General features: G+C 64.6%; 20 protein-coding genes. 14 read left to right on the forward strand and 6 right to left on the reverse strand.

Translation table 11 applies throughout. The annotated features are described in order from the left end of the window. Positions 1-150 precede the first annotated feature (150 nt). Positions 151-1,041: a rhamnan synthesis F family protein gene (locus tag ACT6QU_RS12960; protein ID WP_444564954.1), complete on the forward strand. Its 891-nt coding sequence runs from the start codon at positions 151-153 to the stop codon at positions 1,039-1,041. A gap of 38 nt (positions 1,042-1,079) precedes the next feature. Here the strand turns inward: ACT6QU_RS12960 and ACT6QU_RS12965 are convergent, their stop codons facing one another. Beyond that, on the reverse strand, positions 1,080-1,985 hold the full coding sequence (locus ACT6QU_RS12965; RefSeq protein ID WP_444564955.1) for an acyltransferase family protein: 906 nt from the start codon (positions 1,983-1,985) through the stop codon (positions 1,080-1,082). A gap of 263 nt (positions 1,986-2,248) precedes the next feature. Here ACT6QU_RS12965 and ACT6QU_RS12970 point away from each other — a divergent pair, with 263 nt between their 5' ends. Beyond that, positions 2,249-6,856, forward strand: coding sequence for a MupA/Atu3671 family FMN-dependent luciferase-like monooxygenase (locus ACT6QU_RS12970; protein WP_444564956.1), 4,608 nt, complete (start codon positions 2,249-2,251; stop codon positions 6,854-6,856). Positions 6,857-6,862: 6 nt separating this feature from the next. Then, positions 6,863-7,570 carry a 4'-phosphopantetheinyl transferase family protein gene (locus ACT6QU_RS12975; protein WP_444564957.1) on the forward strand — a complete coding sequence of 236 codons (708 nt, stop codon included), beginning with the start codon at positions 6,863-6,865 and terminating at the stop codon, positions 7,568-7,570. Here ACT6QU_RS12975 and ACT6QU_RS12980 read toward each other — a convergent pair. Beyond that, positions 7,564-9,003 (reverse strand): undecaprenyl-phosphate glucose phosphotransferase, encoded by a 1,440-nt coding sequence (locus tag ACT6QU_RS12980; RefSeq protein ID WP_444564958.1) that lies wholly within the window; start codon positions 9,001-9,003, stop codon positions 7,564-7,566. The genes ACT6QU_RS12975 and ACT6QU_RS12980 overlap by 7 nt on opposite strands. A gap of 343 nt (positions 9,004-9,346) precedes the next feature. On the opposite strand from ACT6QU_RS12980, the gene ACT6QU_RS12985 reads away from it, so the two are divergent. Then, positions 9,347-10,201: a glycosyltransferase family 2 protein gene (locus ACT6QU_RS12985; RefSeq protein ID WP_444564959.1), complete on the forward strand. Its 855-nt coding sequence runs from the start codon at positions 9,347-9,349 to the stop codon at positions 10,199-10,201. A gap of 126 nt (positions 10,202-10,327) precedes the next feature. Continuing rightward, the gene (locus tag ACT6QU_RS12990) at positions 10,328-11,116 is read left to right on the forward strand and encodes a WecB/TagA/CpsF family glycosyltransferase (RefSeq protein ID WP_444564960.1); all 789 of its coding nucleotides are present in this window, start codon (positions 10,328-10,330) and stop codon (positions 11,114-11,116) included. A gap of 10 nt (positions 11,117-11,126) precedes the next feature. On the opposite strand, the gene ACT6QU_RS12995 is transcribed toward ACT6QU_RS12990, so the two are convergent. The 4 genes from ACT6QU_RS12995 to ACT6QU_RS13010 form a co-directional block, all read right to left on the reverse strand. Next, on the reverse strand, positions 11,127-12,134 hold the full coding sequence (locus ACT6QU_RS12995; RefSeq protein ID WP_444564961.1) for a glycosyltransferase: 1,008 nt from the start codon (positions 12,132-12,134) through the stop codon (positions 11,127-11,129). A gap of 4 nt (positions 12,135-12,138) precedes the next feature. After that, a complete protein-coding gene (locus ACT6QU_RS13000) occupies positions 12,139-13,092 on the reverse strand; it encodes a glycosyltransferase family 2 protein (protein WP_444564962.1) in 954 nt (317 codons plus the stop codon). Further along, positions 13,089-14,120: a glycosyltransferase family protein gene (locus tag ACT6QU_RS13005; protein ID WP_444564963.1), complete on the reverse strand. Its 1,032-nt coding sequence runs from the start codon at positions 14,118-14,120 to the stop codon at positions 13,089-13,091. The genes ACT6QU_RS13000 and ACT6QU_RS13005 overlap by 4 nt, the downstream gene beginning before the upstream one ends. A gap of 89 nt (positions 14,121-14,209) precedes the next feature. Then, positions 14,210-15,463 (reverse strand): glycosyltransferase, encoded by a 1,254-nt coding sequence (locus ACT6QU_RS13010; RefSeq protein ID WP_444564964.1) that lies wholly within the window; start codon positions 15,461-15,463, stop codon positions 14,210-14,212. Between the two features lie 216 nt (positions 15,464-15,679). Between ACT6QU_RS13010 and ACT6QU_RS13015 the strand changes: the two genes are divergently transcribed. From ACT6QU_RS13015 to ACT6QU_RS13055, 9 genes are all read left to right on the forward strand, one after another. Then, positions 15,680-16,594, forward strand: a complete 915-nt coding sequence (locus ACT6QU_RS13015) for a hypothetical protein (protein WP_444564965.1) — start codon at positions 15,680-15,682, stop codon at positions 16,592-16,594. Then, positions 16,584-18,677, forward strand: coding sequence for a hypothetical protein (locus ACT6QU_RS13020; protein ID WP_444564966.1), 2,094 nt, complete (start codon positions 16,584-16,586; stop codon positions 18,675-18,677). The genes ACT6QU_RS13015 and ACT6QU_RS13020 overlap by 11 nt, the downstream gene beginning before the upstream one ends. Next, a complete protein-coding gene (locus ACT6QU_RS13025; protein ID WP_444564967.1) occupies positions 18,674-19,924 on the forward strand; it encodes a polysaccharide biosynthesis/export family protein in 1,251 nt (416 codons plus the stop codon). The genes ACT6QU_RS13020 and ACT6QU_RS13025 overlap by 4 nt, the downstream gene beginning before the upstream one ends. A 41-nt stretch (positions 19,925-19,965) precedes the next feature. Next, positions 19,966-21,561 (forward strand): GumC family protein, encoded by a 1,596-nt coding sequence (locus ACT6QU_RS13030; protein ID WP_444564968.1) that lies wholly within the window; start codon positions 19,966-19,968, stop codon positions 21,559-21,561. Beyond that, complete coding sequence (locus tag ACT6QU_RS13035; RefSeq protein ID WP_444564969.1) at positions 21,549-22,340, forward strand: hypothetical protein; 792 nt, start codon at positions 21,549-21,551, stop codon at positions 22,338-22,340. Before ACT6QU_RS13030 ends, ACT6QU_RS13035 begins: the two co-directional genes overlap by 13 nt. A 131-nt stretch (positions 22,341-22,471) precedes the next feature. Then, complete coding sequence (locus ACT6QU_RS13040; protein WP_444564970.1) at positions 22,472-23,344, forward strand: ExeA family protein; 873 nt, start codon at positions 22,472-22,474, stop codon at positions 23,342-23,344. Between the two features lie 115 nt (positions 23,345-23,459). Then, a complete protein-coding gene (locus tag ACT6QU_RS13045; RefSeq protein ID WP_444564971.1) occupies positions 23,460-23,696 on the forward strand; it encodes a hypothetical protein in 237 nt (78 codons plus the stop codon). 218 nt (positions 23,697-23,914) lie between these two features. Next, positions 23,915-25,096 (forward strand): Gfo/Idh/MocA family protein, encoded by a 1,182-nt coding sequence (locus tag ACT6QU_RS13050; RefSeq protein WP_444564972.1) that lies wholly within the window; start codon positions 23,915-23,917, stop codon positions 25,094-25,096. A 179-nt stretch (positions 25,097-25,275) separates the two neighbouring features. Further along, on the forward strand, positions 25,276-26,583 hold the full coding sequence (locus ACT6QU_RS13055; RefSeq protein WP_444564973.1) for a glycosyltransferase family 4 protein: 1,308 nt from the start codon (positions 25,276-25,278) through the stop codon (positions 26,581-26,583). The last annotated feature ends 126 nt before the right edge of the window (positions 26,584-26,709 follow it).

Genomic DNA, 26,709 nt, shown 5'->3' on the forward strand with positions numbered 1-26,709 from the left:
ACACCTCCTGTCGATTGCAGGAAGGGAATCACACCGCAGAGCCCTTGGGAATCTCGTTTATGGGTATGTCACCTAGACTGTTGTGTCAGGCTGGCAAAAGCCACCCGCCTCAACTATCGTCATCTTGGAGTTGTTGGCAGGGGCTGTTCGATGGATATGCCGGTTTCCGATCAGTTGCAGCACGTCGTGCGGCCGGTCGCCGGGCTCCAGCGCCTGTGGTCCTTCACACCGAGCAGCGTTTCACGGCGGCAGAAGATCGATCGACTTTTCCGATCTTATTGGCGAAGAAGCCCTAGGCCGCCTTATCGCGTGATCAAGCCAGTATTTCCTGCCTCGCGATGGAACCTCTTGTTTCTATTCTTGCCGAGCGGAAGGATTTCTGTATCGCAGCATTTTACAATTCAACGTTTGAATTCGACCGGCATCCCCTTGCTTGTTGTCGTTGCCACCTTAGCCGAGGAAGATGTTCCTGTGATTTTGAGGGAAGCGACTGACGCGCTGATCTGGAAGGGGCTGTCGGGATACGACTTTTCCGCTTATCGGATCGGTCTGGAAGAGATCAGTTCGAATGCGCCGGGTGCCGACCTTCTGGTCATGAACGATTCCGTTTTCGGTCCTTTTGGCGACATCGAGCTATTGGTGGCCAACGCGCCATGGGGACTAACCGGCTTTACTTCGTCGGCAATGGCAGAAAATCACATCCAGTCGTATGCATTTGCTGTAAAGTCAGTCGACAAGACATTGCTGAGCAATTTGAGTGAGGCAATGCTGCCAAAGCATTCGTTTAATAGTCCCGGCGACGTCATCCTGTGTCAGGAACTTGCTCTTGCGCGTGTGGCTAGCGGGCATACCAGTGTCGGCAGCTATTGGCACAGCGATGGTCGCACTTATGGCGACCCGATGTTGACCGTACCGTTGGAGCTTCTCGATGCCGGGCTGCCATTCCTGAAAAAGTCATTGCTTGGAAAAATGCAGTCGTTTCAGGATGTCGAGGCCATCCGCGAAAGGCTCTTGGCGCTTGGACACGCCGAGATAGATTGATTTTTCAGCCATTTGCCAACGCCGCCTGCCGCCCGGGCTCAGACCACCTCCCGCACCACCGGCATGCGGCGCATGATCGCCGTCGCGACCGCGGAGGCCGTGAAGACGAACACGGCGCCGGCGGTATTGTTCGCGCCGCCCTGCACCAGGAAATACCAGACCAGCATGAAGAAGGGGTGGATCAGATAGATCCCGAAAGCCAGCGAGCCGAGTTTGACGAAGACCGGATTTCGCACTTCAAAGGTGAGCGCGAGGTGGAGAGCCGCGAGGGCGAGAAGAAAGAAGGGCGGCCAGAAGCCCGACCCGAAAATCCAGAAGCCCACCGTCACCGAAATCAGGAAGAGTGCCGGCGGCCAGGGCGCATCCAGCTTTTCTCCATACGCTGCCAGAAGCCCGTAGAGGAACGGCGGCAGCGAGAACGCCCATTGCGCGAACGGTTCGAGGGCACGGCCTGAATCGTGGAGGTACAGGCTCGCGATGCTGATCACGACAGCGAACCCACAGGCGAACCACAATGTCCGCGCGGTATCGATGCGGCGGGACAGGGGAACGAAGATCGCCGTTGCGAGGAGAATGAACGGCAGGAACCACAGATGGATGGTCGGGCCGATGAGAAGCCATCTCGGCTCGTTGAGTTGGAAGAATTGAGCCGGATCGCGCATTTGCAGCGCGATCAGCGCCTTGAAGACGATCGACCAGAAAATCCACGGCAAGGCGATGCGCCGGATGCGAACAAGCCCCCTGAAGCGTCCGGGCCGCTCCGCCTTGCGCTCGATGTGAAGGATGGACAGGTAGGGCACCAGCATCAGGAAGAGCGCGAGCGATGCGTAGCCGACCGTCGCCGAAGGGTCCGGCGTGAGCATGTGCGCCCAGACGATCCCGAAAGCAGCAATAAAGCGCAGGAAATCCACCGAATGGCGGCGGTCCACGCCAGGAACGGTCATCTGAAGCCCCCGATTGCGATCAATCTGGCCGGGATTTCGCTGGCTCGCAAGAGCTTCTGCAACATGTTTGTTGGAAAGGCGTCATCGCGACTTTGGCCCGGGTGCCCGCGACCTGACGTGCCTTGTCATCGTGTCGACGATCACTTGAGTAGATCATAATCAATCATACGATTGATGGAAATGTATTGGCCCCTTCGTCATAAATGTTGGTGTCGCTTCTTGGGAGTGACTTGAAGCATCGGGCGTCGGGGGTTCGTCAGCCAATGTCGAAATTCGCAGCCGTACTTGTCGGCGATGAATCGCTGCTCGTTCAATGCGGCGAGGTTCTCGTTCAGCGTGGCCATTCGATCGCGATGGTCGTGACCCAGGCACCCGCAATAGCGGACTGGGCGCGCTCCCGGAACCTCGATGTCGGCGCGTGGGGCGACGATCTCGCGGCCAGCCTTCGTCCGGTCGCGTTCGACTGGCTCTTCAGCATCGCCAATCTGCGGCTCGTGCCGGAGGACGTCCTGCGCATCGCGCGGGCCGGTGCGGTGAACTTTCATGACGGCCCGCTGCCGCGCTATGCCGGCCTGAACACGCCCTCCTGGGCGATCCTCGAGGGCGCGCAGAGCCACGGCGTGACCTGGCACGCCATGACGGGCGGGATCGACGAGGGCGATATCCTTGTCGCACGCAACTTCGAGATCGATGCCGACGAAACGGTCCTCACCCTCAACGCGAAATGTTTCGAAGCCGGCATCGCAAGCTTTGCCGAGCTGATCACCTCGATCGAGAATTCGACGCTGGATCAGCGGCCGCAGCCGCGTGAGGGCCGGGTGCTCTATCGCCGGAGCGCACGGCCCGCGGGGGCGGGGCTTTTGAGCCTCAGCCGCAGTTCGGTGGAGCTTTCGCGCATTTGCCGGGCACTCGATTTCGGCGTGCGCTACGCAAACCCGCTCGTCGTCCCGAAGGTCGCGACGCCCGACGGCATCTATGCGGTCGAGCGTTTTGCCGTCTTTGACGAAGGGCAGGGCGCCCGCGCGCCCGGAACCTTGATCGCCGTCGACGCCGAGGGCATCGTCGTGGCAACAGGCGACCGGCCGGTGCGGATCGAGGGCCGGTCCTTGGATGGTGGGAAACGGCTCGGCGAAGGGCTGGTCGTGGGGCAGGTTCTGCCCGCCGCGGGCGCGGATTTCATCTGTGCGATCGACGAGATCGTCGCCCGGGTGGTTCCGCATGAGGCGCATTGGGTCTCGGCGATCGCCAATGTGGTCGACCTAGATCCGCAATGGACCGGGGAAGTAAGCGCCACGCCGCAGACGATCACGCTGCATCTGCCGGAGAGCGCCGCGCTCGCCGATACGATGGCCATCATCCCCGCCTTCCTGGCGCGCCTGTTCGCAAAGTCGCGATATTCCGTCGTCTATGCCAACGACACATTGCCCGGACTGGCACGAGCAAGCCGGGGACTGGTCGCCGACAGCGTGCCCGTCGACATGGCCTGCGATCTCGACCTCTCGCCCGCCGAACTGCGCGACCGTCTCGCACATGACTTTGAGCGGGCACGATCCAGTGCCACCTTCCTGACCGACATCTTCATGCGTCGCCCCGATCTACCTCGGCCTTCATTGTCGATCGGCATCGTCGAGACCGCCGATCCGCACGGTACGGCCGCGATTGCGGGATGCGCGATCACCTTCGTCATCGGACCGGACGGCCAGGCGCGGGCGGTCTGCGATTCCGGGCGCATTTCTCCGGCAAAAGCGCAGGACCTGACGGACCGGCTCGCGATCTTCGCGAAGGCCTTCGTCGATGGCGGTCGCAGCGTCGGTGAGATGCCGGTCGCCTCCGCTGCGGAATTGCAGCGCCTTCTGATCGACTTCAATGAGACGGCGCTGGATTTCGACCGCGATGCCTGCGTTCACGACCAGTTCGCCAGGCAGGCAAGGCTGACGCCGGACGCCATCGCCGTGTCCTTCCTCGATCGCTCGGTCACATATGCCCAACTCGATGGCGCGGCCGACAGCGTCGCGGCGGCGCTGGTCGATCGAGGCGTCGGCCCCGACGTCCCCGTCGGCCTCCACGTGCGACGATCGATCGAACTCGTCATCGGGGCGCTGGCGATCCTGAAGGTCGGCGGCGCCTATGTTCCGCTCGACCCCGACTTCCCCGAGGACCGGCTGTCGCTCATGGTCGCGGACAGCGGTGCGAAGATCGTGCTCACCGAGCGCGCACTTGCGCCCGTCGCGACGTCACCCGGCGTCCTTTCGCTCGACATCGCCGAGCTTGTCGCCGGCGGAAGGTCGATGCCGGCGCGCGCCCCCGTCAGCGCCGACAATCTCGCCTACATCATCTACACGTCCGGTTCGACGGGTCGTCCCAAGGGGGTGATGATCGAGCATCGCAACGTCGTCAATTTCTTCGCCGGGATGGACGATCGCATCCCGATTCCCGCCGGCGAGCAGCCCGTCTGGCTGGCTGTGACCAGCCTCTCCTTCGACATCTCGGTGCTCGAACTGTTCTGGACCCTGTCGCGCGGGTTCAAGGTGGTGATCCACGCCAGCGAGATCCATCGCGCGCACCGCATGGCAGCTTCTCCCGTGCCGCGGTCGGCGCCCGGCGCCCGGCCGATGGATTTCGGGCTGTTCTACTGGGGCAATGACGATGGCGTCGGGCCTGCCAAATATCGCCTTCTGCTCGAAGGCGCCAAATTCGCGGATGCGCATGGTTTCCAGTCGATCTGGACGCCGGAGCGTCATTTTCATGCGTTCGGAGGGCCATATCCCAATCCGGCCGTGACCGGAGCTGCCGTGGCGGCGGTCACCTCCAATCTCGAAATCCGCGCGGGAAGCTGCGTCCTGCCGCTGCACCACCCCATCCGCATCGCCGAGGAATGGGCGGTGGTCGATAATCTGTCGAACGGCCGCGTAGCCTTGGCCTTTGCGTCGGGCTGGATGCCGGAGGACTTCGTGCTGCGTCCGGAAAACGCACCGCCGGGCAACAAGAACGCCTTGCTGCGGGACATCGAGACCGTCCGGCGCCTGTGGCGCGGCGACGCCGTCGATTTCCCGCTGGGCGATAAATCCGTCTCCGTCGTCACGCAGCCGCGTCCCATGCAGGCGGAGCTTCCGGTATGGCTGACGACGGCCGGCAATCCGGCGAGCTACCGCGAAGCGGCCGAACTCGGCGCGAACATTTTGACGCATCTGCTCGGCCAGTCGATCGACGAACTCGCGGAAAAGATCGCCATCTACCGCGCGACCCTGGCGCAGGCCGGTCGCGATCCGGCGGCGCACAAGGTCACGCTGATGCTGCACACCCTCGTCGGCGAGGACCGCGAGGAGGTGCGTGAGCGTGCGCGCGAGCCGATGAAGAACTATCTGCGCAGCGCGGCGGCGCTGATCAAGCAATATGCCTGGGCGTTTCCCGCCTTCAAGAAGCCTGCGGGCGCGGCCAACGCGATGGATATCGACCTGCGCGACCTGGCCGAAGACGAAATGGACGCCATCCTCGAATTCGCCTTTCTTCGCTATTTCGAGGACAGCGGCCTGTTCGGCACGATCGAGGACTGCCAGGCGCGCATCGCGCAGCTTGCCGCGATCGGCGTGGACGAAGTTGCCTGCCTGATCGATTTCGGCGTCGAGACGGACATCGTGCTGGCGGGTCTGCGCCCGCTCGCAGAACTCGTCGCCACCTGCCGCGACGGCGTCGGGGAGACGGCGCTTGGAAGCGGTTTTGCACATGAGGTGGCGCTGCATGGCGTCACCCATCTGCAATGCACGCCGTCAATGGCGCGGATGTTCCTGGCGGATGCGGACAATCGACGCTCAATGGGAAACATCGCGCATCTGATGATCGGCGGCGAGCCTCTTCCGGGGTCGTTGCTGGCTGAACTCAGGTCGGCGACCGGCGCCACGATCGAGAACATGTATGGTCCGACGGAGACGACCATCTGGTCGTCCACCGTGGCGGCGGAGCCGACGGAGGGCGTCGTGCCCATCGGCAGGCCGATCGCCAACACGCAGTTCTACGTCCTCGATGCGCTTGGCCATCCGGTTCCGGCCGGCATGGCGGGCGAATTGCATATCGGCGGCGAAGGTGTCGCGCGCGGCTATCTCGGTCGTCCCGACCTGACGGCCGAGCGGTTCATCGCAAACCCGTTCGGCGAAGGCCGGCTCTACCGAACCGGCGACCTGGTGGCGTTCGAGCCCGATGGCCAGACCTTGCGCTTCCTTGGCCGCAGCGACCATCAGGTCAAGGTCAGGGGCTACCGGATCGAACTCGGCGAGATCGAGGCGCGCATCCAGTCCTTCGCCGGCGTCGCGGAGGCGGTGGTGGTCGCGCAGCAGGCCGTCGAGGGCGACACGCGTATCGTCGGCTATCTGCGTGTTTCCGCCCCCGTGGATCAGGCGCGCCTGCGCGCCCACCTCGCGCAGGCATTGCCCGACTATATGGTGCCCTCGCGTTTCGTTGAGTTGGAACGATTCCCCTTGACGCCCAATGCGAAGGTCGACCGCGGGCGGCTGCCGCAGGTCGAAGAACGCGCCGCGCCGGCCGTCGAAGCGATTCACTTCCCGCCCAAGGACGATCGCGAGCGCGCCATCGCCGACGCGTTCGCGCGGGTCCTCGGTGTCGAGCGGGTCGGGCTTGCCGACAATTTCTTCGCGCTCGGCGGCCATTCCCTGCTCGCGGTTCAGGTCCACCGCGACCTGAAGGCATCGATCGCGCCGGAGCTGACCATCACCGATCTCTTCCGGTTTCCAACCGTCGGCGCGCTTGCCGCGCATCTTGCGAACCGCAATTCGTCGAACGAGAGATTGAGTTCGGTCGCAGACCGGGCCGCATTGCGACGGGCGCGGATGCAGCAGGGCGTCGGCGCGCGGGTCTGAATGGCCATGGGCGAGCCCAGGATCATCTGGCCGGCGGTGCTCGAGACGGGCGGATTGTTCGACGTCGATGTGGCGATTGCGACCGCGCAGGTCGGCGCGCATATGGAACATCTTTTCCCTGCCGAACGGCTGTTCATCGCTTCCGCCGCGCCGTTACGCAGGGCCGAATTTGCTTCCGGTAGGCGCTGCGCACGCAGCGCACTCGCCCGCTTGGGCATTCCGCCGACAGCCATTTTCAGCGGACCTTCCCGCGAGCCGCTCTGGCCTGAAGGCACGGTCGGTTCGATCAGTCACAGCGGCTCGACCTGCCTTGCCGTTGCCGCCTTGCGCTCACGTGGCTATGCGGGGATCGGCGTCGACATCGAACAGGCGGGCGAACTCGACGAGACGCTCCTCGACATTATCTGCACGCCGGACGAGATGAGGGCGATGGGCGCCATGTCGCGGCAGCAGGCGCGGGCGCACGCGAAAATCCTCTTCAGCATCAAGGAAAGCGTCTTCAAGTGCCAGTTCCCGATGACGGGCGTCTGGCTGGAGTTCACCGAGGTCGAGGTCGACCTAGGCCCCGACGTCCGCTCCTACGAGGCCATTCTGAAGCGGCGGGCCGGGCCTTTGCGGCAAGGTCATCGGATCGGGGGGCGGGTTCGCGCGACGGCGGATTTCGTGATCAGCTCGGCCTGGCTTCGGAGCGAACCCGCGGCTGTCCGTCAGTAGGCGCGTGAGCGGTCGGCGAGCGCGACCAGCGTCAGCGCGACGATCTTGATGTCGAGCCAGAGCGACCAGTTGTGGATGTACCACAGATCGTGCTCCACCCGCGCCTTCATGATGTCGATCGTCGGCGTTTCGCCGCGAAATCCGTTGATCTGCGCCCATCCGGTTATGCCGGGCTTCACGTTGCGGCGAAAAGCGTATCGGGCGATCAGCGCATCGTAGTTGTCGTCATGGACGACGGCGTGCGGTCGCGGGCCGACGACCGACATCTGGCCGAGAAGGACATTCCAGAGCTGCGGAATCTCGTCGATGCTGGTCGACCGGATGAACGCGCCGACCCGCGTCAGGCGTGCGTCGTTGCGCGTCGCCTGGACGACGGTCTCGCCATCCTCGAGCACGGTCATGCTGCGAAACTTGACAATGCCGAAGGCGGCGTCGTTGCAGCCGCGACGGCGCTGGATGAAGAAGACGGGCCCGGCGCTGTCCAGCTTGATCGCGATTGCGGTGATGATGAAGATCGGGAACAGCGAGACCAGCGCGAAGATCGCGAAGACGACGTCGAAACTGCGCTTCAGGACATGTTCGGTCGCCGACAAGGGCGCGTGCTGGACCTCCACCGCGGCGAGGCGGCCGATCCGCGTCGCCGGATGGCGGATCATGTCCGCGATCATCGGATCGAGCGCGACTTTCACCGGCATCGGCATCATCCGCAATTCGCCCAGAAGCTCGCGGATCGACGACAGATCGGCACTCTCCCACGCGACGAGAACCTCGTCGGCGCTGCGCGCGATCCGGGTGTTGATGACTTCCATCCACTGGCCGACCGACTGGTTCTTGGGCAGCGTCAGGACATTGGTGAGGATGACGCCGCTGTCGGCGATCTGTTCGCGCAGGCGTGCGCTCGGATAGTCCGCCGCGCAGATGAGCACGATGCGGCGCGCGCGCAGCACGCCGCGCGCCGTGGCCTTGGGAATCCACTGCGCCCAGAACACGCGGGAGAGCACGATGAAGAGCGGGCACACGATCACGAACAGCAGTGTCGTGCCGCGCGAGAACTGGTCGCCGATCTTGAAGAGAAAACTCAACAGCGCAAGAAATCCAAGGGAGATCAATCCGTAGAGCGCGATTCGCAGGACCTGCTTGTGAACCCGCATCAGCTCGTTCGGGCGATAGGCTCCCTTCGAGGCAAAGAGCGTGACGAAGGTGGCCGCCAGCAGGATGCCGGCGCCGAGATGCTTGGAAAGAATGTCGGCGCGTTCGAATTCGTAAAGCTGGCTGTAGATGAGAGAGCAGACCTCGGCAGTGAGGACGATGATCACGACGTCCAGAGCCGCCGCGAAATAGACGATCATGCCCAGATCGGGCCGACCGGCCTCGTCGGAGGCCTTGTCCCCTATCGCTGCCCGATTGGAGTAGGCAGCATAGTGATTGTCCATCGCTTCCAACTCCGACTGCAACGCTTACGCGATCGATAAAGTCAATTTAACCGATTTTTCATTGTATTTTCTTCGCGCGTAACCGAGAAAATCGGTCTAGTGGGGGATATCGATAGAATTAGAACCCGGCGTTGCTGAATGCGTAAAGCGTTGGCGCCTGTCGTGAAATCGTGCATCGTGCCGAAAACTTCACCGGCGCCACCAAAGGCGCCATGTCGAAATCAAGAGCGCGACTCTACTTCAGGCGGGCGGCGAGGTGGAGAACCGGCAGGCGGGGCAAGCGGGGTCCTTTCTGCCATACGGATCGATGGGCAGTCCGCATGGGCAATGTGAAGTGATTGGGATGGACCATCGCGACGCCTCGTACGGACTGAGCGTCATCGTTCCGGCCAGCAATGAAGCGGCCGTGATCGGCGGCCTTCTCGACTCGCTGCTCGCTTCCGTGCAGACGCCACGTCCCGTCGAAATCATCGTCGTCGCGAACGGTTGCCGGGACGATACGGTCGCCGTTGCGCAACGCTTTGCCGACCGGGCGAAGACCAGGGGCTGGTCTTTCGCCGTCATCGACGTCGCGCAGGGCGGCAAGCTGAACGCTCTCAACGTCGGCGACGACCATGCAGCCCATGCCGACCGCATCTATCTCGACGCCGATGTCATCGTCAGTCCCGGGCTGATCGAGGCTATCGCCGATGCGCTCGACCGGCCGGACCCTGTCTATGCGTGCGGGGCGTTGGTCGTCGCCAGGCCATCGAGCCTCGTCACGCGCCGCTATGCGCGTTTCTGGACGCAGCTTCCCTTCGTTGCCGATGGTGCGCCCGGATGCGGGATGTTCGCCGTCAATGCGGCCGGACGCGCATTGTGGGGCCGTTTCCCGGACATCATTTCCGACGATACGTTCGTCCGTCTGCATTTTTCGCCGGAGCGCCGCTTGGAGGTGCCCGAATCCTATGTCTGGCCGATGGTCGAGGGATTTCGCAATCTCGTTCGCGTCAGGCGGCGGCAGGATCGCGGCGTGGAGGAAGTTGCACGGCTTTACCCCGCGCTGCTTTCCAATGAGAAGAAGTCGGCGCTCGGGGCGGGCAGGCTCGCGCGGCTCGCGATACGCGATCCTCTAGGCTTCCTCGTCTATGCCGCCGTCTCGCTGGCCGTTCGCATTCCCGTCGGCGCAGGCAGACCCCGTTGGGAGCGGGGCCGCTAAGAAGATCGGCCGCGCCTTCGGGGCAATAGGGGTTTTGATCGATATCTAGAACAAATTGTCAGCTTACGAAGCTTTGCGGCGAGCGGCGATACTTGGAAACGACAAGGTTTGTTTCGAGGGATCGCCATGACGGTGACGGATCTGCCGCACGATGTGCTTCGGCCACCGCCAACGCGGTCGGAGTTTCTCGGCATGCCCTTCGATCGGGTGACCTTCGTGGACGTGCTCGCCGCGATGTCCGCCCGCCGATCCGACCAGCCTTTGCGCTATGTGGTCACGCCCAATGTCGACCATGTCGTGAAGCTGTCGCGGGAAAGGAAGCTCGCCTTCATCTACGACGATGCCTGGCTTTGCCTTTGCGACAGCAAGCCCATCTGGGCGATGTCGCGCTATCTGCGCGGCGATTTCGGCCACGTTACGGGGTCCGACCTGACGGCGCGGATGTTTGGTTCGGTCCTGCGTCCCGGCGACGAGGTCGCGCTTGTCGCGGGCAGCGAGGAAATCGCCAAGGGGATGGCGAACCGCTACCCAGATCTGCGGTTTCGCATCCACGTGCCTCCGGCCGGGATCGCGGCCAATCGTGACGCGCTCAAGGCCTGCGTGGATTTCCTTGCTGCGCAGCAATCGCGCTTCGCCTTCATCGCGATCGGCGCCCCGCAATCCGAGTTCATCGCCCATACCTGGTCGAGGCGGCCCGGCGCGACGGGCACGGCGCTTTGCGTGGGGGCCTCGCTCGAATTCATGCTGGGTCTGAAGCAACGCGCGCCGCAATGGATGCGCGGTCTCGGGCTCGAATGGCTGCACCGGCTGCTCAGCGAACCGCGCCGGCTGTGGCGGCGCTATGTCCTGGCCGTCGTTCCGCTGGCAGGGCTCGTTGTCACCGACATCCGCCGCAGCATCACCCAGCGCGTCTAGCGATCGCCCGCTATTTGTATTCGATGAGCGTGGTATCGCGCCGGCGCAGGCGGCTGGAATAGAACATCGCAATGCCCTGAAGTTCGGCGAGCTTGCCGACGACGAGGAGGCCCGCGCGTGCCAGGCCCTCGCGCGTAAAGTTTCGTTCGCGAAGCACCAGACGCGCCCATTGCAGCGGATAGGCAAGGAGGCCGGCGAGGACCCATTGCCCGGCAAAGGGCGCCGCCAGGATGAGAGCCGGTGCCAGCCCGCCCCAGAACAGCGCGCGCCGCACATTTCGTCGCCAGAGGCCATGTTCGGACGTCCGGTGCATCGCCTCGATCTGCGCGAATGCGTGACCGCCCCTGACGGTTCGCCGCCACCATTGCGAGAAATGCAGGATGTTGGCGTCGTGCGAGGTCATCTCGGCGGCGATGCGCCAGATCCGCCAGCCATTTTCCCGCAGCCGGACGCAAAGTTCGGGCTCCTCGCCGGCGATCAGGTGAGCGGCAAACCCGCCGACCTCGTCGAAGGCTTCGACCCGCGCCAGAAAGTCGCCGCCGCATTCCTCGATCTCGCCCAGCGGGCCGTCCCACTCGCGGTCGCACATCGCATTGTAGACGCTCGTCTGGGGACGGCGTTCGCGGCGGCGGCCGCAGACCAGCGCGACGGCGGGATTGAGCAGCAGGAATCCGACGGCAGCGCAGATCCAGTCGGGGTCGAGCAGGCAATCGCCGTCGACGAACTGGACGAACGCCGTTTCCGGCGCCTCGCGCATCAATTGCCGATAGCCCAGATTGCGCGCCTTGGCGGCGGAGAACCGGTCGCCGCGCTCCATCTTCACGACCCTCGCGCCCATCCGTTCGGCACGCGCGACGCTGCCATCCGTGGACCCGGAATCGACATAGACGGTCTTGCGGATCAATCCCTGCAGCGATGCCAGGCATCCGACGAGCCGATGGCCCTCATTGCGCCCGATCACGACGATGCCGATCCGCTCCATGGCGGCAGGGTGCTGTATCGTGCTGCAGTCAGACATCGCTCTACCCGCTCGCCAGCCAACTGTGCTTCACGAAATCGCTCATCAGGCGCGGCTCCGGCGCAGGGCGCCGCGCAAGGACCTGCCGCAGGCGAAAACCGGACTGGCCGGCAAGCCAGGCGAGGTCCGCCAGCAGTGCGTAAGCGCGGCCGTGATGCTTGACGAAGTAACGCCGCCGCGACCGGAACCAGTAGGAAGGGCGGCGATCGCGAACCGAATCGCGCCGCGTCACGCCCGTCGACTGGCCGACGAGATGGACGACACGGCTTTCGGGCACGTGCCAACAGGAATAGCCGGCCTTTGCCGCACGCAGGCAGAAATCGAGTTCCTCGTAATAGAGGAAATAGGCTTCGTCGAGCAGGCCGATGTCCTCGATCACGGCACGCTTGACCATCAGGCTGGCGCCGGAAACCCAGTCGACTTCCGTTGGGTGGTCCGGCATGCGAGGGGCGACGCGCCATCTTTCGAGAAGCCGGGTGACGAGGCCGATGCAGATAGACGATTCGAGCTCGCTGGCAGCGCCCGGAAATCGAAACGCGCAGGCTTGCGGCGTGCCGTCCGGGTCTTCCAGACGCGATCCCGCGATGCCGGCTTCGGCATGGGTGTCGAGGCAGGCCGCGAGCTTTGCCACGGCTCCCGGCCGGACCCATGTGTCCGGATTCAAGAGCAGATAGAGCCGCGATGGACCGAACTGCGCGTCGGCTGCGGCAATGGCCTTGTTGTTGCCGAAAGCAAACCCGCCGTTGCGGGCATGCGCGACCAGCGTCACACGCTCGCCCCATCCGTGTTGGGAGATCGCCTCGCGCAGGCGTGCCGCATCGCCTGCGGGTGACGCGTTGTCGGCCACGACGACCCGGGTTAGGGCCGGCAAAGCGGGGTCGGCGACGAGCGAGGCGATGCAGTCGATCGTCAGATCGAAAGCGTTGTAGTTGACGACGATGATGGCGAGGTCGTTCATGAGGACAGCCCGATCGCCTCGATGGCCGGCGAAGATCGCGCCGCCGCCGGCAGATGAAGGCCGAGATCCCTCAGGAACCCGTCCACCCTTTGCGCGGCCGCGCGCGTGCTGAGGCGGTGGCGGTAGGCTTCGAATGCGGCGTCGGCCATCGCATTGCGCCGTTCGGGATCGGCCAAAAGCGCCAGCGCCGCCTCGATCCACTCATCGAGATCGTTGCTGACGACGCCACTGCTCGCCGAGAAGAAGAGCGCATGGTCGGCCTCGTCGCTGGCGATGACCGGCACCTTCGCATCGAGATAGCCGAGGATCTTGCCGAAGGACTTGCCGCGGCTGAAGGGTGAACTGCTCATGATGGGCGATAGCCCGATCGCTACGTCCTGCAAGGAGGAAAGGAACGCGTCGTAATCCATCAGCGGACGGGTTTCGATATTGGTCGCGCCGCCGAAACGCTCCACGATGTCCTGCCGCTGCGCCGCATCGTCGATGCCGTAGAGGCGGAGCTGGAATTGTGCGCCGCGCGCGGTCAGGCGTTCATGGAAACGGCGAACAAAATCGAGTTCCGCCGGATAGCCGGTCGGCGAGGCTTGTGCCCAGGCGATCACCGGTGGGCGGTCGGCATGGTTCGGCCGGGGACGGGAATGAAGCGGCGTGCCGGTCCAGACGACTTTCGTCCGCGCATTGTGCTGGCGGCACCAGTCGGCCACGAAGCGACTTCCCGCGATCACGCCGCGCGCCTCCCTGCACATGCGCGCCAGTCGGTCGCGCATGTGCGGCGAGAGAAAATCGGCGTCGTCGATATCGAGGACGAAAGGCACGTCGAAGCTGAGCGCTGCATCGTTCAAGGCGTGCCTGCATTGCTGGAAGAACAGGGCGTCCGGCCGGAAGACCCGGATCAGCCGCTTGCGCTGGACGAGTTCGAGCTGCGCCGGCACTACGAGCGTCTGCCATCCCATCTGGCGCAGTTCGGCAGCGATGTTGTAGGCGCGCAGCAGGCTCGCGCCCTCTTTGACGCTGGAGGGGAAGAACATGATCCGTGGGGCCTGCCTTCGACGCAGCGCCGTGGGGTAGAGCGCCGCTTCGCGGGCCCGGTGCCCCGCGTAACTCTTGAGGCGAGAGACTAGGCGCATCGCAGTTGCACCCGTTGAACGGCCGCATCGCGGCTCGGCGCGAGATGGGCCTTGATGAGGTCGCTGCGGTGCTTGAAGACGGCGACGTCGGTGAAGGGCGCGCCGTCCCTTGCGGCCCGGTCGATCAACTGCGCGAGCTCGGCGCGATCGCCCGCAAGCCGCGCAACGGTTCGCGCCAGCGCCGCGACATCGTCCTTCGGGCTCAGCGATCCACCGCCATGAGCGGCGATCAGGTCGCGCGGGAAGGCGCTGTCGTAGCCGACGATCGGACAGCCGGAGATGAGCGCCTCGATCAGGCAGCGCGGCGATTCCGGTGTCTTGTGGCAAAACAGGAGAACATCCGCCTTTTGGAACGCGCGCAGAACGTCGTCATGAGGCGCCGGGCCGGGCAGGTCGACGCGCCCGGAAAGGCCGCAATTTTCGATTTTGGTCCGCATCGCAGCCTGCATCGAGCCGTCGCCGATCCAGGTGGCGCGAAAGTCGACGCCGTCGTCGCGCAGGCGCGCAAGAACGTCGATCCAGTCCATCGGGCCCTTCATGGATTCGGCCCGGCCGGCATAGACGATGCGCAGCGGCCGATCCGCGGTTGCCGATTTCTTGGCTTCCAGTTCCAGGCGGGAAATGTGATCCGCGGCGTCGACATGGATGTCGTGGACGACCGCCGGTTTGGCGCAGTACGGCGCGTAGACATCGAAGGTTTCGCGGCCGTGAAAGAGCCCCAGCGCGGCCCGGCGGATCACCGCCCGTTCGAGCATGGCCGCGGGTCGCCAGGTGAGCGCTGCGCGCAATCGCGATCGCCAGGAACCGGCCGTTCCCGCCTCGCGCATGACGCGCGATTCCACCCGATCCGTCCAGACCGCGTAAGGGCGCTTCATCCTATGAGCTTTGAAGCAGGCCACGGCGCCCCAGTCGCCGAAAAGGCCGCCGATCGCGAAGGACAGATAGTCCGCATCCTCGATCAACGCCGCGATCCGGCGGCGCGTGGCGGGCAGGTGGAAGAGGAACCGATCGGGGCGATAGGCCATCGGCACGGGTTCGAGCGACACCCGATCAAGGCCGGGCCGTGCCGAAAGCGGAACCCAGTTCGGGCCGGGCAGCGCGGTCGTGAGAGGCATGATCACAGTGACGTGGTCGAAATTGGCCGCCCAGAGGCGAAGCCCGTCGCAGGCCTGGTCCTCCAGGTGGAGTACGCCATCGATCATCGCCAGCGGGACCGGTGCGTAGATCAGCAATCTGCCGGCCATGCGTCTGCTTCCCTGAAACCCCAACCAAATAGATCGTCTCGTATTTCAAATCTATTCGTCAACAATAGTAAAAAAACAAAACTACGCAAATGCAAATACAAATAGTCTAATCGGTCTAGATCGAATTAGAACATGTATGCTTCCGATGATTTGCTTCAACTTCCTGAGGAAGGGCAATGCGTTCCGGGTCCGATGAGTTCAGGGGGTGGGTGACGAATGTCGAGGCTGTTCAATCCCGCTGCGGCCGGACTGCTCGTCCTTGCAGCGTTCGGATTCAACGAAAGCAACGTCGGATCGGCCGAAATCGATGCGCTTTACGCGCGCGGAACCGAGGCACCCGCCGGTGCGCTGCGCGTCTTCCATCTCGGGCACAGCCTGGTGGGGCGCGACATGCCGGCCATGGTCGCCCAGCTTGCTGGCGCGGACCATCGCTACGAAAGCCAGCTCGGCTGGGGCACCACCATGAAGGAGCATTGGGAGCCCGGCACGTCGATCAAGGGGTTCGAGCTCGAGAATGGCCATCCCCGATTCCGCCCCGCCCGCGAGGCCGTCTCCAGCGGTGACTACGATGCGTTCGTCTTGACCGAGATGGTCGAGATAAAGGACGCGGTGCGCTATTTCGACAGCTCCATTTATCTGAAGCGCTGGGCCGATGCGGGCTGGAAGGCCAATCCGCAGGCGCGCATCTATCTTTACGAGACCTGGCATCCGCTGGACGACCCGGAAGGATGGCTGCAACGGATCGACCGCGACCTGTCGCGCTATTGGGAAGGCCGAATACTCGTCCCCGCTCTGCGCGATCGTGCGATCCATGTCATTCCGGCCGGCCAGGTGCTCGGCAGGTTCGTCCGCGAGGTCGAGGCGCGTGGCGGCGTCGGCAATGTCGCGGACCGCTCCGCGCTGTTCACCGACGGCATCCATCTGAGCGATCTGGGCACCTATCTCGTCGCGCTCACCCATGTCGCGGTGCTCTACCATCGCGATCCGCTCGGCCTGCCGCACGAGTTGCAGCGGGCCGACGGCAGCGTGGCGAACGCACCGGACGCGGAGGCTGCGCGCCTGATGCAGGAAATCGTCTGGGCCGTCGTCACCTCCTATCCCAAGACCGGGGTGCGCGCGCATGAGCTTTAGCCTCGCCAGCCTCCTGTTCATCGGCCACAGTCTCGTCGGCGCGGCGTTTGTCGCCGTCGAGCCCGGTTCCGTCATCCACGCGCCGGCATCGGCGCGCGCGGCGACCGGCATCGAAAATCCGTCGGTCGGGATCGGCCTGTCGGGCGTGGTCGACTGGTCGACCCAGCAGCCATTCGTGGACGTGATGAAGACGGCGCGGCCCTGGACCGGTCATTTGCCGGGCGCATGGGGCGGATGGACACATGATGACCTGAAGAGCCGGGGCTATCTCGACGATGATGGCTGGCTACGCGCGGTTCCCGATGAACTCGATGCCGTGGCGACGCTGGTCCTCACGGCACAGCCTTCCGAAGCGGTTTCGATGGCCGGGCGATACCGCCTGACCTATCGCGGGGGCGGCCGGATCGAGGTGACGGGCGCAGCCGATGTCGAACGGCGCGCGGCGGGCGAGATCTGGTTTGCGACCGATCCGGGCAGCGAACATGTGATCGTGACCATTCACGAGACCGACCCGGCTCGCAACGGCGACTACATTCGCGACATCGCCATCGTGCGCGAGGACAGGATCAGGCTGTACGAGACCGGTGCGGTGTTCAATCCCGACTGGCTGCGCCGGATCGAGGATTTCCGCGTCCTGCGCTTCATGGACTGGATGGCGACGAACGGCTCGCGCCAGCAGCACTGGAAGGATCGTCCGAGGCCATCGGAATATACCTATGCCCGCATCGGCGTGCCGATCGAAATCATGGTCGCGCTTGCCAACGAGATTGCAGCCGATCCCTGGTTCAACGTCCCGCACATGGCCGACGACGACTATGTCGAGCGCTTCGCCGCGATGGTTCGCGACACGCTCGACCCGGCGCTGAAGGCGCATCTGGAATATTCGAACGAAGTGTGGAACTTCCAGTTCGAGCAGGCCCGCTGGGCCGAGGCGCAGGGGCGCGCGCGCTGGAACCGGGAATCGACCTGGGTCGAATTCTACGCCATGCGCGCCAGCGAGATCGCCGGCATCTGGACTGCCGCCTTCGGCGATGAGGCGGACGAGCGGCTCCTGAAGATCATCGCGACGCAGACCGGATGGCTCGGCCTTGAAGCGGCGATCCTCGACGCGCCATCCTGGGTCGGCGAAGACCCAGCCGCGAACAGGCCGCCCGCCGAGCAGTTCGACGCCTATGCCGTGACGGGCTATGTCGGCGGCGGCCTCGTCTTCGATGCCAAGGCGCCGGCCGTTCGCGACTGGCTCGCGCGCAGCCTCGCCGCTGCCGAAGCCGGTGCGGCGCAGCTTTCAGGCAGCGCGCGCGGCGCGTATATCGAGGCGCACAAGTACGATCTCGCTGCGCGCCTTGCCGCGATCGAGTTGCGCGACGGTTCGATGACCGGCAACGCCGATGACACGCTCGACAGGCTGCTGAACGACGTGCTGCCCTATCATGCCGCCGTCGCGCGGGCGCGCGGTCTCGATCTCATCATGTATGAGGGCGGCACGCATGTCGTCGGCCATGGCGCACAGGTCGATGACGACGCCATTACGGCTTTCCTCACCCATTTCAACTATACGGCCGAAATGGGCGACATCCATACCGACCTTCTCGCCGGATGGCGCCGGGCCGGCGGAACCCTCTTCAATGCCTTCGTCGACGTCGCCGCACCGACCAAATGGGGCAGTTGGGGCGGCCTGCGGCATCTCGACGACGACAATCCGCGATGGCGAGCGTTGACCGATTTCAACGCGCAGACCCCCGCATGGTGGACGCAGCGACCGGCCGGCACCTTTGCGCAGGGCGTCCACCTCGACGTCGCCGACGGTGCGGTCGAACTCGTCGGCACGTCCAAGTCCGACATTCTGATCGGCGGCGATGGCGACGAGGTCATCGTATCGGGCGGCGGGAGCGACCGCGTTCACGGCGGCGGCGGACACGACGTCGTCGTCCTTCCAGGAACGCCCGGCGACTACGCGTTCACAAGAGTTGGCGACCGGCTGATCGCGTCGGGCGCAGGAGGCATCGCGACCCTCGTCGGGATCGCCGAACTGCATTTTTCCGGCGATGCGACCGCCATCATGGCTTTGGGAGAAATCCATTGAGAACCATCGGCCTCCTCAAAACAGGGCGCGCGGCGCGGGCGACGGCATTCGCCGCCGGCGCTCTCGTCACCGGCATCGCGACCGGCGCTTCCAATGCGCAGGAGGCCTACGAATTGCGGCCGGGCGACGTGCTGGAATTCTGGGTCGCGCAGGACGAACAGCTCAACCGCGACGTCACGATCGGCCCCGACGGGCGGTTGTCGCTGCCGATGGTCGGGCACCTGGCGGCAGAGGGAATGACGCTGGACGAACTGGAGCAGGAGGCGACCGACCGCCTGCGCCGCTTCTACACAGAGGACCTCGACCTGACGATCATGCTGCAGCCGCATCCCTCGCATATGCCCTCCGTCTTCGTGGCGGGCGAGGTGACGCAGCCGGGCGTCTTTCCCTACCGCCCCGAAATGATGGTTCTGCATGCGATCACCCTTGCGGGCGGTCCCTATCGGACCGCGCTGGCGGTCAGCGACGTCGATCGCGCCATCCTGCTGCGCAGCGAGATCGAAGCCGGCCGCAAGTCGGTCGTCGAACTGAATTTCGCGGTCGCCCGGCTGGAGGCCGAGCTTGCCGGTGCGGACGAGATCGCGGTTCCGGCCGATCTCGAGCCGGGGCTCGACGCCGCCCAAATCGCCGAAATCCAGCGCCGTGAGCAGGCCCTTCTTCAGCTCAGGCGCCTCGAACGTACGTCCTTCGCCACGACGTCGGACCAGCTCCGGCAGACGAGCGAGCGCAACCTCGAAGCCGTCCGCCAGCAGCAGGCCACCGTCGTGCGCCGCAAAGAACTCCTGGAGACGCGGCTCGCCTCGGCGACCACGCTCGTCGATCGCGGCCATATGCAGCGCTCGCAACTGCTGGAGCAACAGGGCGATCTGGCGCTTCTCGACGCGACGGCGGCCGAGATGGATGCGCAACTGGCTGCGGCCGAAGCCAGCCTTATCACCGAACAGGGCCGCGCGGCCGACGGCACGCGCGAGCGCCAGGTCGAGATCGTGACCGAACTCAACGACACGCGGCGGCAACTCGAAGCGCTAGTCGCACGCCTTGCCGACAATCGCCGCGCACTGGCGGTCTACGAGGCCGAAGGCGCAAGCAATGCCGAGGAGGCTCCGGTGACTTACAGGATCATCAGGACGACGGATCAGGGCGCCACGGAGATCGAGGCGGAGCGCTCGACGATCATCCAGCCCGGCGATTTGGTGGAAGTGGTCAAGGGTGCGGCAGGGAGCCGGGTTGCCGGTTCGATGGATTGAAGGAAGGGCGCGCGTTCCCGGAACGCGGGCAGGGGATCAACATGGGCAGTGATTTTCGACTCATACACTACTATCTCGACCTCGCACTGCGCCGGCCGCTGATCTGGCTGATGCCGGCATTGGTCGTCCTCGCGATCGGCGTGACCTACGTCGTCAACATGCCGAAGACCTACTATTCCGAAGCGGTGATCGTCGTCGGGTCGCAGGCCATCCCCTCCAGTCTCGTCCAGTCGACCGTTGCGAACGAGCGGCTTCAGTTCATCGAGCAGCGCGTGCTGGCACGCGAGAACCTCCTGAAGCTGGTGGACAGGTTCGACCTGTTTCCAGCGCTGGCCGGCGAGATTTCGAAAACCCAGCTCGCGAAACTGGTCCGCAGCCAGATCGTCATCACCATGCGGGCGTCGGAGGCGTCCGAACAATATGCGGCGAGCTCGGTGTTCGGCATCGGCGTCAATGCCACGGCTCCCGATCTCGCCGCCGATATGGCGGCCGAGATCGCCGCGATGATCACCGAGGAGAACCGCAGGGCGCGGATGTCCCGGGCAACCGAAGCCACCGCCTTCCTGGAGCGCGAGGTCGCTACGCTGAAGTCTCGGGTCAGCGAGTTCGATGCGCGTCTGGCCGATTTCGTTCGTAACCACGAAAACGCTCTGCCGTCGCGACTGAGCCTGCATCTTGGCGATATACGCGAGGGTCAAAGCGAACTTGCCGAAGTCACCCAGTCGCTCGCGGAAGCGCAATCGGCGCTCGAACTCCTGCGGGTCGAGCTTGCTCTCGCGGCGTCGAGCGAGAACACGCCGCTGCGCGAGCAGCACAGCGAATTGCGCACGCTGCAGGCTACGCTCGTCGCGCGCTCCTCTGTCCTGTCCCCCGAGCATCACGAGATCAGGTCGCTGAAGTCGCGTGTCGCGGCGCTGAAAAACGACATTGCCGCGGGCGCCGCCATCGACGAGCCGGCCAATGCCGACGCGGTCGCTTCGCCCGAAGCCCAGCTCATCGCCAGGCGCATCCAGTTCGCCGAGCAGCAGATGGCACTGCTCGAAGAGCGCCAGGCCGAGCTGACCGCGCGCCTGGGCGAAATCCGCCAGATCGTCGCGGAAATGCCCAATGTCGAGGCCGAGTTCACCTTGCTGGAAAGCGAGCGTGCGAGCGCCCAGCGCAATCTCGATGACATGTCCGGCCGGCTCAACGTCGCCCGTCTGGGCCAGCGCCTCGAGACGGACCAGCAGGACGAGCAGATCCAGATCCTGGAAGCACCGGAAGCGCCGCTCTATGCCTCCGGCTCGTCACGCCGGGAGTACATGCTCGCGGTGATCGGTGCCGCGTTGGCGCTCGGCATGGGATGCCTTTATGCCGCCGACACGTTCGACCCGAAGGTCCGGGGCGCGTTCGACGTTGCCGGAGCCGCAGGCGATGTGCCGATGGTGATGATCGATACATGGAAGACGCCTGCCCAGCGTCGCCGCAACAAGGTGATCGCAACCCTTGCCATCGTCGCGATTCTCGCTGCGGGGGGCCTTCTGCTGGCCCGGTATGGTTGGCCGCCGGACGGGCTCGACTGGTCGTGGATCGGGGTCGAGGCAATGGCCCCGATGGCGCCGGCTCTTGTCGCGGGAGGACAGTCATGGAAGGCGTAGTCGAGGCGCTCAACAGGGCGCGCACACTCTCGTTCGGCGACATCCGGACGCGTGAGGGCCATCATCCCGACCGCGTTCACAGGGACGATATGTTCGTCGATCCGTTCCGGGGCAACGACCTGCCTGCCGTGAAGCTTTCGTCGCGGCGTCTCAAGAACCAGCGGGTCGTCGCCTTCGATCCCAAAGACCGTCAGACGCGAGCCTTCGACCTTCTTCGCAACGGCTTGCTGGCGCCGGTCGCGCCCGATGCCACGCGCATCATTTCGGTCGCCTCGCCGACGCATGGCTGCGGAACGTCCGTGGTCGCCGCGAACCTTGCCTTCAGCATCGCGCGCAAACGGCAGTGGCGGGTGCTTCTCGCCACGCTCGACGGCATGTCGCCTGCATTCGAGCGGCTCGGCCTATGTGCCCCTGCGGTCCATTCATCGGACGCTTCGGGGATCGAAGTCGGCAAGGTCGAGGTCGATGACGTCCTCGTCCAAGTCGGCAGCTTCGCGCATATCGCTATCCGGGAGGGTTCCACCGCCGCCCGGCATGCGCTGGTTTCGGCGTGGCTCGACGAAGTCAGGCATGATTGCCGGCCAACAATCGTCGTCCTCGACCTGCCGCCGCTCCTGACCAATGACGACAGCCAGGCCATCGCGGCGCGATCCGACATCGCACTCCTCGTTCTGGGCGTCGGTTCTTCCACTGTCGCCGATCTGGAGGCGTGTCGCGGGTCGCTGACGGCCACGCCGCATCAGATCGTTCTCAACAAGGCGCGCCGTCACGGTCTCTAAAGATGCGAGGAGGCTGCCAGCTTGCCGAGCCCGCCCGGCTTGGGGCAGGGTAGGTTCTCGCTGCATGCCCGGTGGTGTTGGTAGACGGCCGGGAATGGGCGGCTCCGGTGACAAGGTCAGGATGGCGGTCGATGTTTGAAGCGCATTTCGGTCTCCGGGAGAAACCGTTCTCGATCCTTCCGGACCCGAAGTTTCTCTATCTCGGCAGCCGCCACCGGATGGCCTATTCGATGCTCGAATATGGCGTGATCGACAATGCCGGCTTCACCGTCATCACCGGCGATATCGGGTCGGGCAAGACGTCGCTCGTGCGCAAGCTGATCGGCGACATTCCCGACGGCGTCACGATGGCGCTCATCAGCAACACGTCAAGCAATGCTGGCCGGCTGATCGACTGGATCATGATGGCTTTCGGGTTGCCGTTCGAGGACCGGTCCTATCCGCGGCTCTATCAGGAGTTCCAGCAATTCCTCGTCGAGCAGCGCAGGAATGACAGGCGTTGCGTGCTCATCATCGACGAGGCGCAGAATCTCGACTCGGCGCGGCTCGAAGAACTGCGGATGCTGTCCAACGTGAATGTCGAGCGAATGCTGCTTCAACTGGTCGTCGTCGGCCAACCGGAGCTTCGCGACCTGTTGCGGGCGCCCGAAATGCGCCAGTTCGCGCAGCGCATCGCGTCGGATTTTCACCTGCTGCCGCTGTCGCGCGACGATGCCGCGCGCTATTTCGCCCACAGGCTGACGGTCGCGGGCGGCCGGACGCGGCTTTTCACGAGACCGGCGACCGAACTGATTTACGCCTATGCAGGCGGCGTTCCCCGCGCGATGAACATCGTCGCCGACCGCTGTCTCGTCTATGCGTTCGGCGAGGGCGTGAGTTTCGTCGGCCAGCGGATCGTCAGGAAGGTGACCGACGACATGGATCGCTACGGCTCGTTCACGCTCGCCGCCGTCCAGCCCGATCTGCACGACACCGGAGTCGCGCAGACGATTAAAAGTCTCTAAACGATTCCGCGACATTGTCGGGAAGATGCGCAACCATGCGCCCCGGCATCCGATTCGCAGGAGTTGTTCCGATGAACATGTCCGAACCGGCCATGCAACGCGGTGAGACCCGATCGTGCTTGCCGCGCTGATCGTCTTTCTCGCAGGCGTCGCTCTGGGGACGCGCTTCACCGTGTTCGCGCTCATTCCCTTCGGCGTCATGATCGCCTTGTTCTGCATTGCGCTCGGATATGTCTGGCGCGATCCCGCGACCGCGTTGTTCGCATGGTTCGGCCTCGTGGTCGCGATCAATGTCGGCTTCCTCGTCGGAAGGGTCTGCCGCTCGTTCATTCGCGGCCATATGGTCGGCTGACATGCCGCGATCCTAGATTGATTTAGCTAATGGCATGCGCGTGCGCGCTGCAACATGATGCAACGCTCATGTAGTTCAGCCGCCACCCGGAGCATCGGGACGACGTTCGAACCCGGTCCGATACCCCGGTGCCACGTTCATAGCCTGGATTTTCCGCGAACTCGAATACGCTCGGCGATCCGGCATCATTCCGCGACCATGGTCGCGAAGGTATCGCGATGGTCAAGATCGGTATCGTCGGAACGGGTTACGTCGCGGATCTCTACATGCAGTCTTTCGCGGTTCTTCCGGCGGTCGCGATCGTCGGCGCGACTGATGCCGAGCCCGATCGCAGGGCGCGTTTCGCGCGGCACTGGAACGTCGCGGCCCTCGACGACGTCGACGCCCTGATCGCCGCGGTGGGTGCAGGCGGGCTGGTCCTCAACCTCACCAACCCGTCCGCGCATTACGAGATCAGCCTCAGGTGCCTTGAGGCCGGTGTCCATGTCTATTCGGAAAAGCCGCTGGCGCTCGAACTCGTCGAGGCCCAACATCTGTGCGACGTCGCCAGGGAGAAGGGCCTCCTGATCGCGTCCGCGCCCTGCAGCGTCCTGGGAGAGAGCGCGCAGCTCATGGCGGCGGCGGTGCGCGCTGCGGTGCCGGGCCGCATCCGGCTCGTCTATGCCGAACTCGACGACGATTACGTCTCGCAGGCGCCCTACGACAGGTGGTCGAGCCGGTCGGGCATTCCCTGGCCGTCCCGGGACGAGTTCGAGGTGGGCTGCACGATCGAGCATGCCGGCTACTATCTGACCTGGCTCATCGCCATGTTCGGCAGTGTCGAAAGCCTCGTCGCGGTCTCAGCCTGCCTGGCGCCGGACCAGATGGCGGTCGATCGGCCCGCGCCTGATTTCTCCGTCGCGACGCTCTTTTTCGAATCCGGCGTGGTCGCTCGGCTCACCTGTTCCATTCTCGCCCCTCACAATCATGGTCTCGTCGTCATCGGCGACAAGGGCGTGCTCGAAGTCGACGATTGCTGGGACAATGCCGGACCGGTGCGGTTTCGGCGCCGCTTTCCGTTCCGCCGGAAGCTGGTGACCTCGCCCATTTCGCAGCGACTTCGATTCCCCGCACCGACGCATCCCAAGCCGCCGAGGTTCGGCGCGGCGTCGATGAATTTCGGCCTCGGTCCCCTCGATCTGGCAGAAGCAATAGCCGGCAACCACGCGCCGCGGCTGACCGCCGAATTCGCACTGCACGTCACCGAAGTGACGCTGGTCATTCATGCCGCCGGCAATTCATCGGGCATCAGGAAGATGGAAACGAGGTGTTCCCCGGTCGCCCCAATGCCCTGGGCGACGCACCTTCGCCGCCGGCCGCGATGGCCGGTCGGGCGTCGGCCTGAAGCCGATGTTGCATGAGATTTCAATAATATAGATCGAATTTACTAGAAGCAATCACCGCACGTATACTGCAATGTTTCATCAGAAACATAATTCTTGATTGCGCAAAGGGCGCGCGGCCGGACGGACATCTGATTGGGCAGTTGCCGTCGTCGCCGGTCAAAGGGCAGGGGTGCGACCCCCGATAGGGTCAGATTGTGAAAATTGCGTATCTGGTAAACACGTATCCGCTTGGCAGTTCCACCTTCGTCCGCCGCGAGTTGCAGGCGGTCGAGCGCGCAGGAGTGGCCGTCAAGCGCTTCGCGCTCCGGGTGGACGGTTCGCTCGTCGACCCGGCCGATGTCGAGGAGCGGGAGAAGACCGAATACATCCTCGCGCAGCCCTGGTGGCGCCTTGCCGCGACGGCCTTGGCCACCCTTGTCCGCGCGCCCGCCCGGACGCTGTCCGCGCTCGCGCTGACCGTTCGCCTGGCACGCGGATCGCGGGCCGGTTACGGGCGCCATCTGGCCTATCTCGTCGAAGCCTGCCATCTCGCCTGGCGCTGCCGGGACCTGCGCATCCAGCATGTCCACGCGCATTTCGGCACGAACTCGGCGGCGATCGCCATGCTCGCCAATGCGCTTGGCGGTCCCGGCTACAGTTTCACCGTTCACGGCCCTGAAGAATTCGACATGCCGAACGCGCTCTCGCTCGGCGACAAGATCGAACGGGCGGCTTTCGTCGTCGCCATCAGTTCCTTCGGTCGAAGCCAGCTCTATCGGTGGAGCCGTTCCGGCGACTGGAACAAGATCGCGATCGTCCATTGCGGCATCGATCCGTCCATGTTCCGAAAGCCCGCCCCGCCCGCCGGCGCACGGCGTCTGGTCACGGTCGGTCGACTGGTCGAGCAGAAGGGCCAGTTGCTCCTCATCGAGGCCATGGCGCGCGCAGCGAGAACCCATCCCGATCTTCATCTGACGATCGTCGGCGACGGTGTGATGCGCGGCGAGATCGAGGCGGCCGTTCGCCGCTCCGGGCTCCAGGCCAATGTCACGCTTGCCGGATGGCTGGACGAGAAGGCGGTGCGAGTGGCACTGGACGCTGCCGACGCGCTCGTCCTTCCCAGTTTCGCCGAAGGGCTTCCGGTCGTTCTGATGGAGGCGATGGCCGCGGCGCGGCCGGTGATCGCGACGCGGATCGCAGGCATTCCCGAACTCGTTCGCGATGGTGCACACGGTTGGCTCGTCACGCCGGGCGACGTGGTCTCGCTGACCGATGCGATCGAACAGTTCGCGACGACCCGTCCCAAGCGGCTGGCAGAGATGGGCCGGGCTGGGCGCGCGCGCGCGCTCGAACGGCACGACATCGACCGATGCGCCGCGCAACTGGTCGATCTCATGGGTGGGGTCGTGCAGACGGGCGTTGTCGTCAGGGATCGGTTTCCCTCACCGGCCTCGCCGCCAATGCGGCCGACAGCACAAGGCGTGGCGCGACACATGGCCGGTGCGCAGCGGCGCGTCCGTTGAGCAGTCGGCCTGCGCATCGGCGGCATGCCAAGCATAACCGAATGATTTATTGAAGAAGAACTGTGACGACCGGTAAATTTGCTTCGAGAGTGCGGGTCGTCGCCCGGGCGCGTCCTGCAGACCCAG

This window comes from Aliihoeflea sp., from assembly GCF_052435475.1.
Lineage (GTDB): Bacteria > Pseudomonadota > Alphaproteobacteria > Rhizobiales > Rhizobiaceae > Aliihoeflea.

Excerpts from the sequence above, each read along its gene's own strand:
- ACT6QU_RS12960 (WP_444564954.1), top strand. The coding sequence starts at position 151 with ATGGATATGCCGGTTTCCGATCAGTTGCAGCACGTCGTGCGGCCGGTC.
- ACT6QU_RS12965 (WP_444564955.1), bottom strand. The coding sequence starts at position 1,985 with ATGACCGTTCCTGGCGTGGACCGCCGCCATTCGGTGGATTTCCTGCGC.
- ACT6QU_RS12970 (WP_444564956.1), top strand. The coding sequence starts at position 2,249 with ATGTCGAAATTCGCAGCCGTACTTGTCGGCGATGAATCGCTGCTCGTT.
- ACT6QU_RS12975 (WP_444564957.1), top strand. The coding sequence starts at position 6,863 with ATGGGCGAGCCCAGGATCATCTGGCCGGCGGTGCTCGAGACGGGCGGA.
- ACT6QU_RS12980 (WP_444564958.1), bottom strand. The coding sequence starts at position 9,003 with ATGGACAATCACTATGCTGCCTACTCCAATCGGGCAGCGATAGGGGAC.
- ACT6QU_RS12985 (WP_444564959.1), top strand. The coding sequence starts at position 9,347 with ATGGACCATCGCGACGCCTCGTACGGACTGAGCGTCATCGTTCCGGCC.
- ACT6QU_RS12990 (WP_444564960.1), top strand. The coding sequence starts at position 10,328 with ATGACGGTGACGGATCTGCCGCACGATGTGCTTCGGCCACCGCCAACG.
- ACT6QU_RS12995 (WP_444564961.1), bottom strand. The coding sequence starts at position 12,134 with ATGTCTGACTGCAGCACGATACAGCACCCTGCCGCCATGGAGCGGATC.
- ACT6QU_RS13000 (WP_444564962.1), bottom strand. The coding sequence starts at position 13,092 with ATGAACGACCTCGCCATCATCGTCGTCAACTACAACGCTTTCGATCTG.
- ACT6QU_RS13005 (WP_444564963.1), bottom strand. The coding sequence starts at position 14,120 with ATGTTCTTCCCCTCCAGCGTCAAAGAGGGCGCGAGCCTGCTGCGCGCC.
- ACT6QU_RS13010 (WP_444564964.1), bottom strand. The coding sequence starts at position 15,463 with ATGGCCGGCAGATTGCTGATCTACGCACCGGTCCCGCTGGCGATGATC.
- ACT6QU_RS13015 (WP_444564965.1), top strand. The coding sequence starts at position 15,680 with ATGTCGAGGCTGTTCAATCCCGCTGCGGCCGGACTGCTCGTCCTTGCA.
- ACT6QU_RS13020 (WP_444564966.1), top strand. The coding sequence starts at position 16,584 with ATGAGCTTTAGCCTCGCCAGCCTCCTGTTCATCGGCCACAGTCTCGTC.
- ACT6QU_RS13030 (WP_444564968.1), top strand. The coding sequence starts at position 19,966 with ATGGGCAGTGATTTTCGACTCATACACTACTATCTCGACCTCGCACTG.
- ACT6QU_RS13035 (WP_444564969.1), top strand. The coding sequence starts at position 21,549 with ATGGAAGGCGTAGTCGAGGCGCTCAACAGGGCGCGCACACTCTCGTTC.
- ACT6QU_RS13040 (WP_444564970.1), top strand. The coding sequence starts at position 22,472 with ATGTTTGAAGCGCATTTCGGTCTCCGGGAGAAACCGTTCTCGATCCTT.
- ACT6QU_RS13050 (WP_444564972.1), top strand. The coding sequence starts at position 23,915 with ATGGTCAAGATCGGTATCGTCGGAACGGGTTACGTCGCGGATCTCTAC.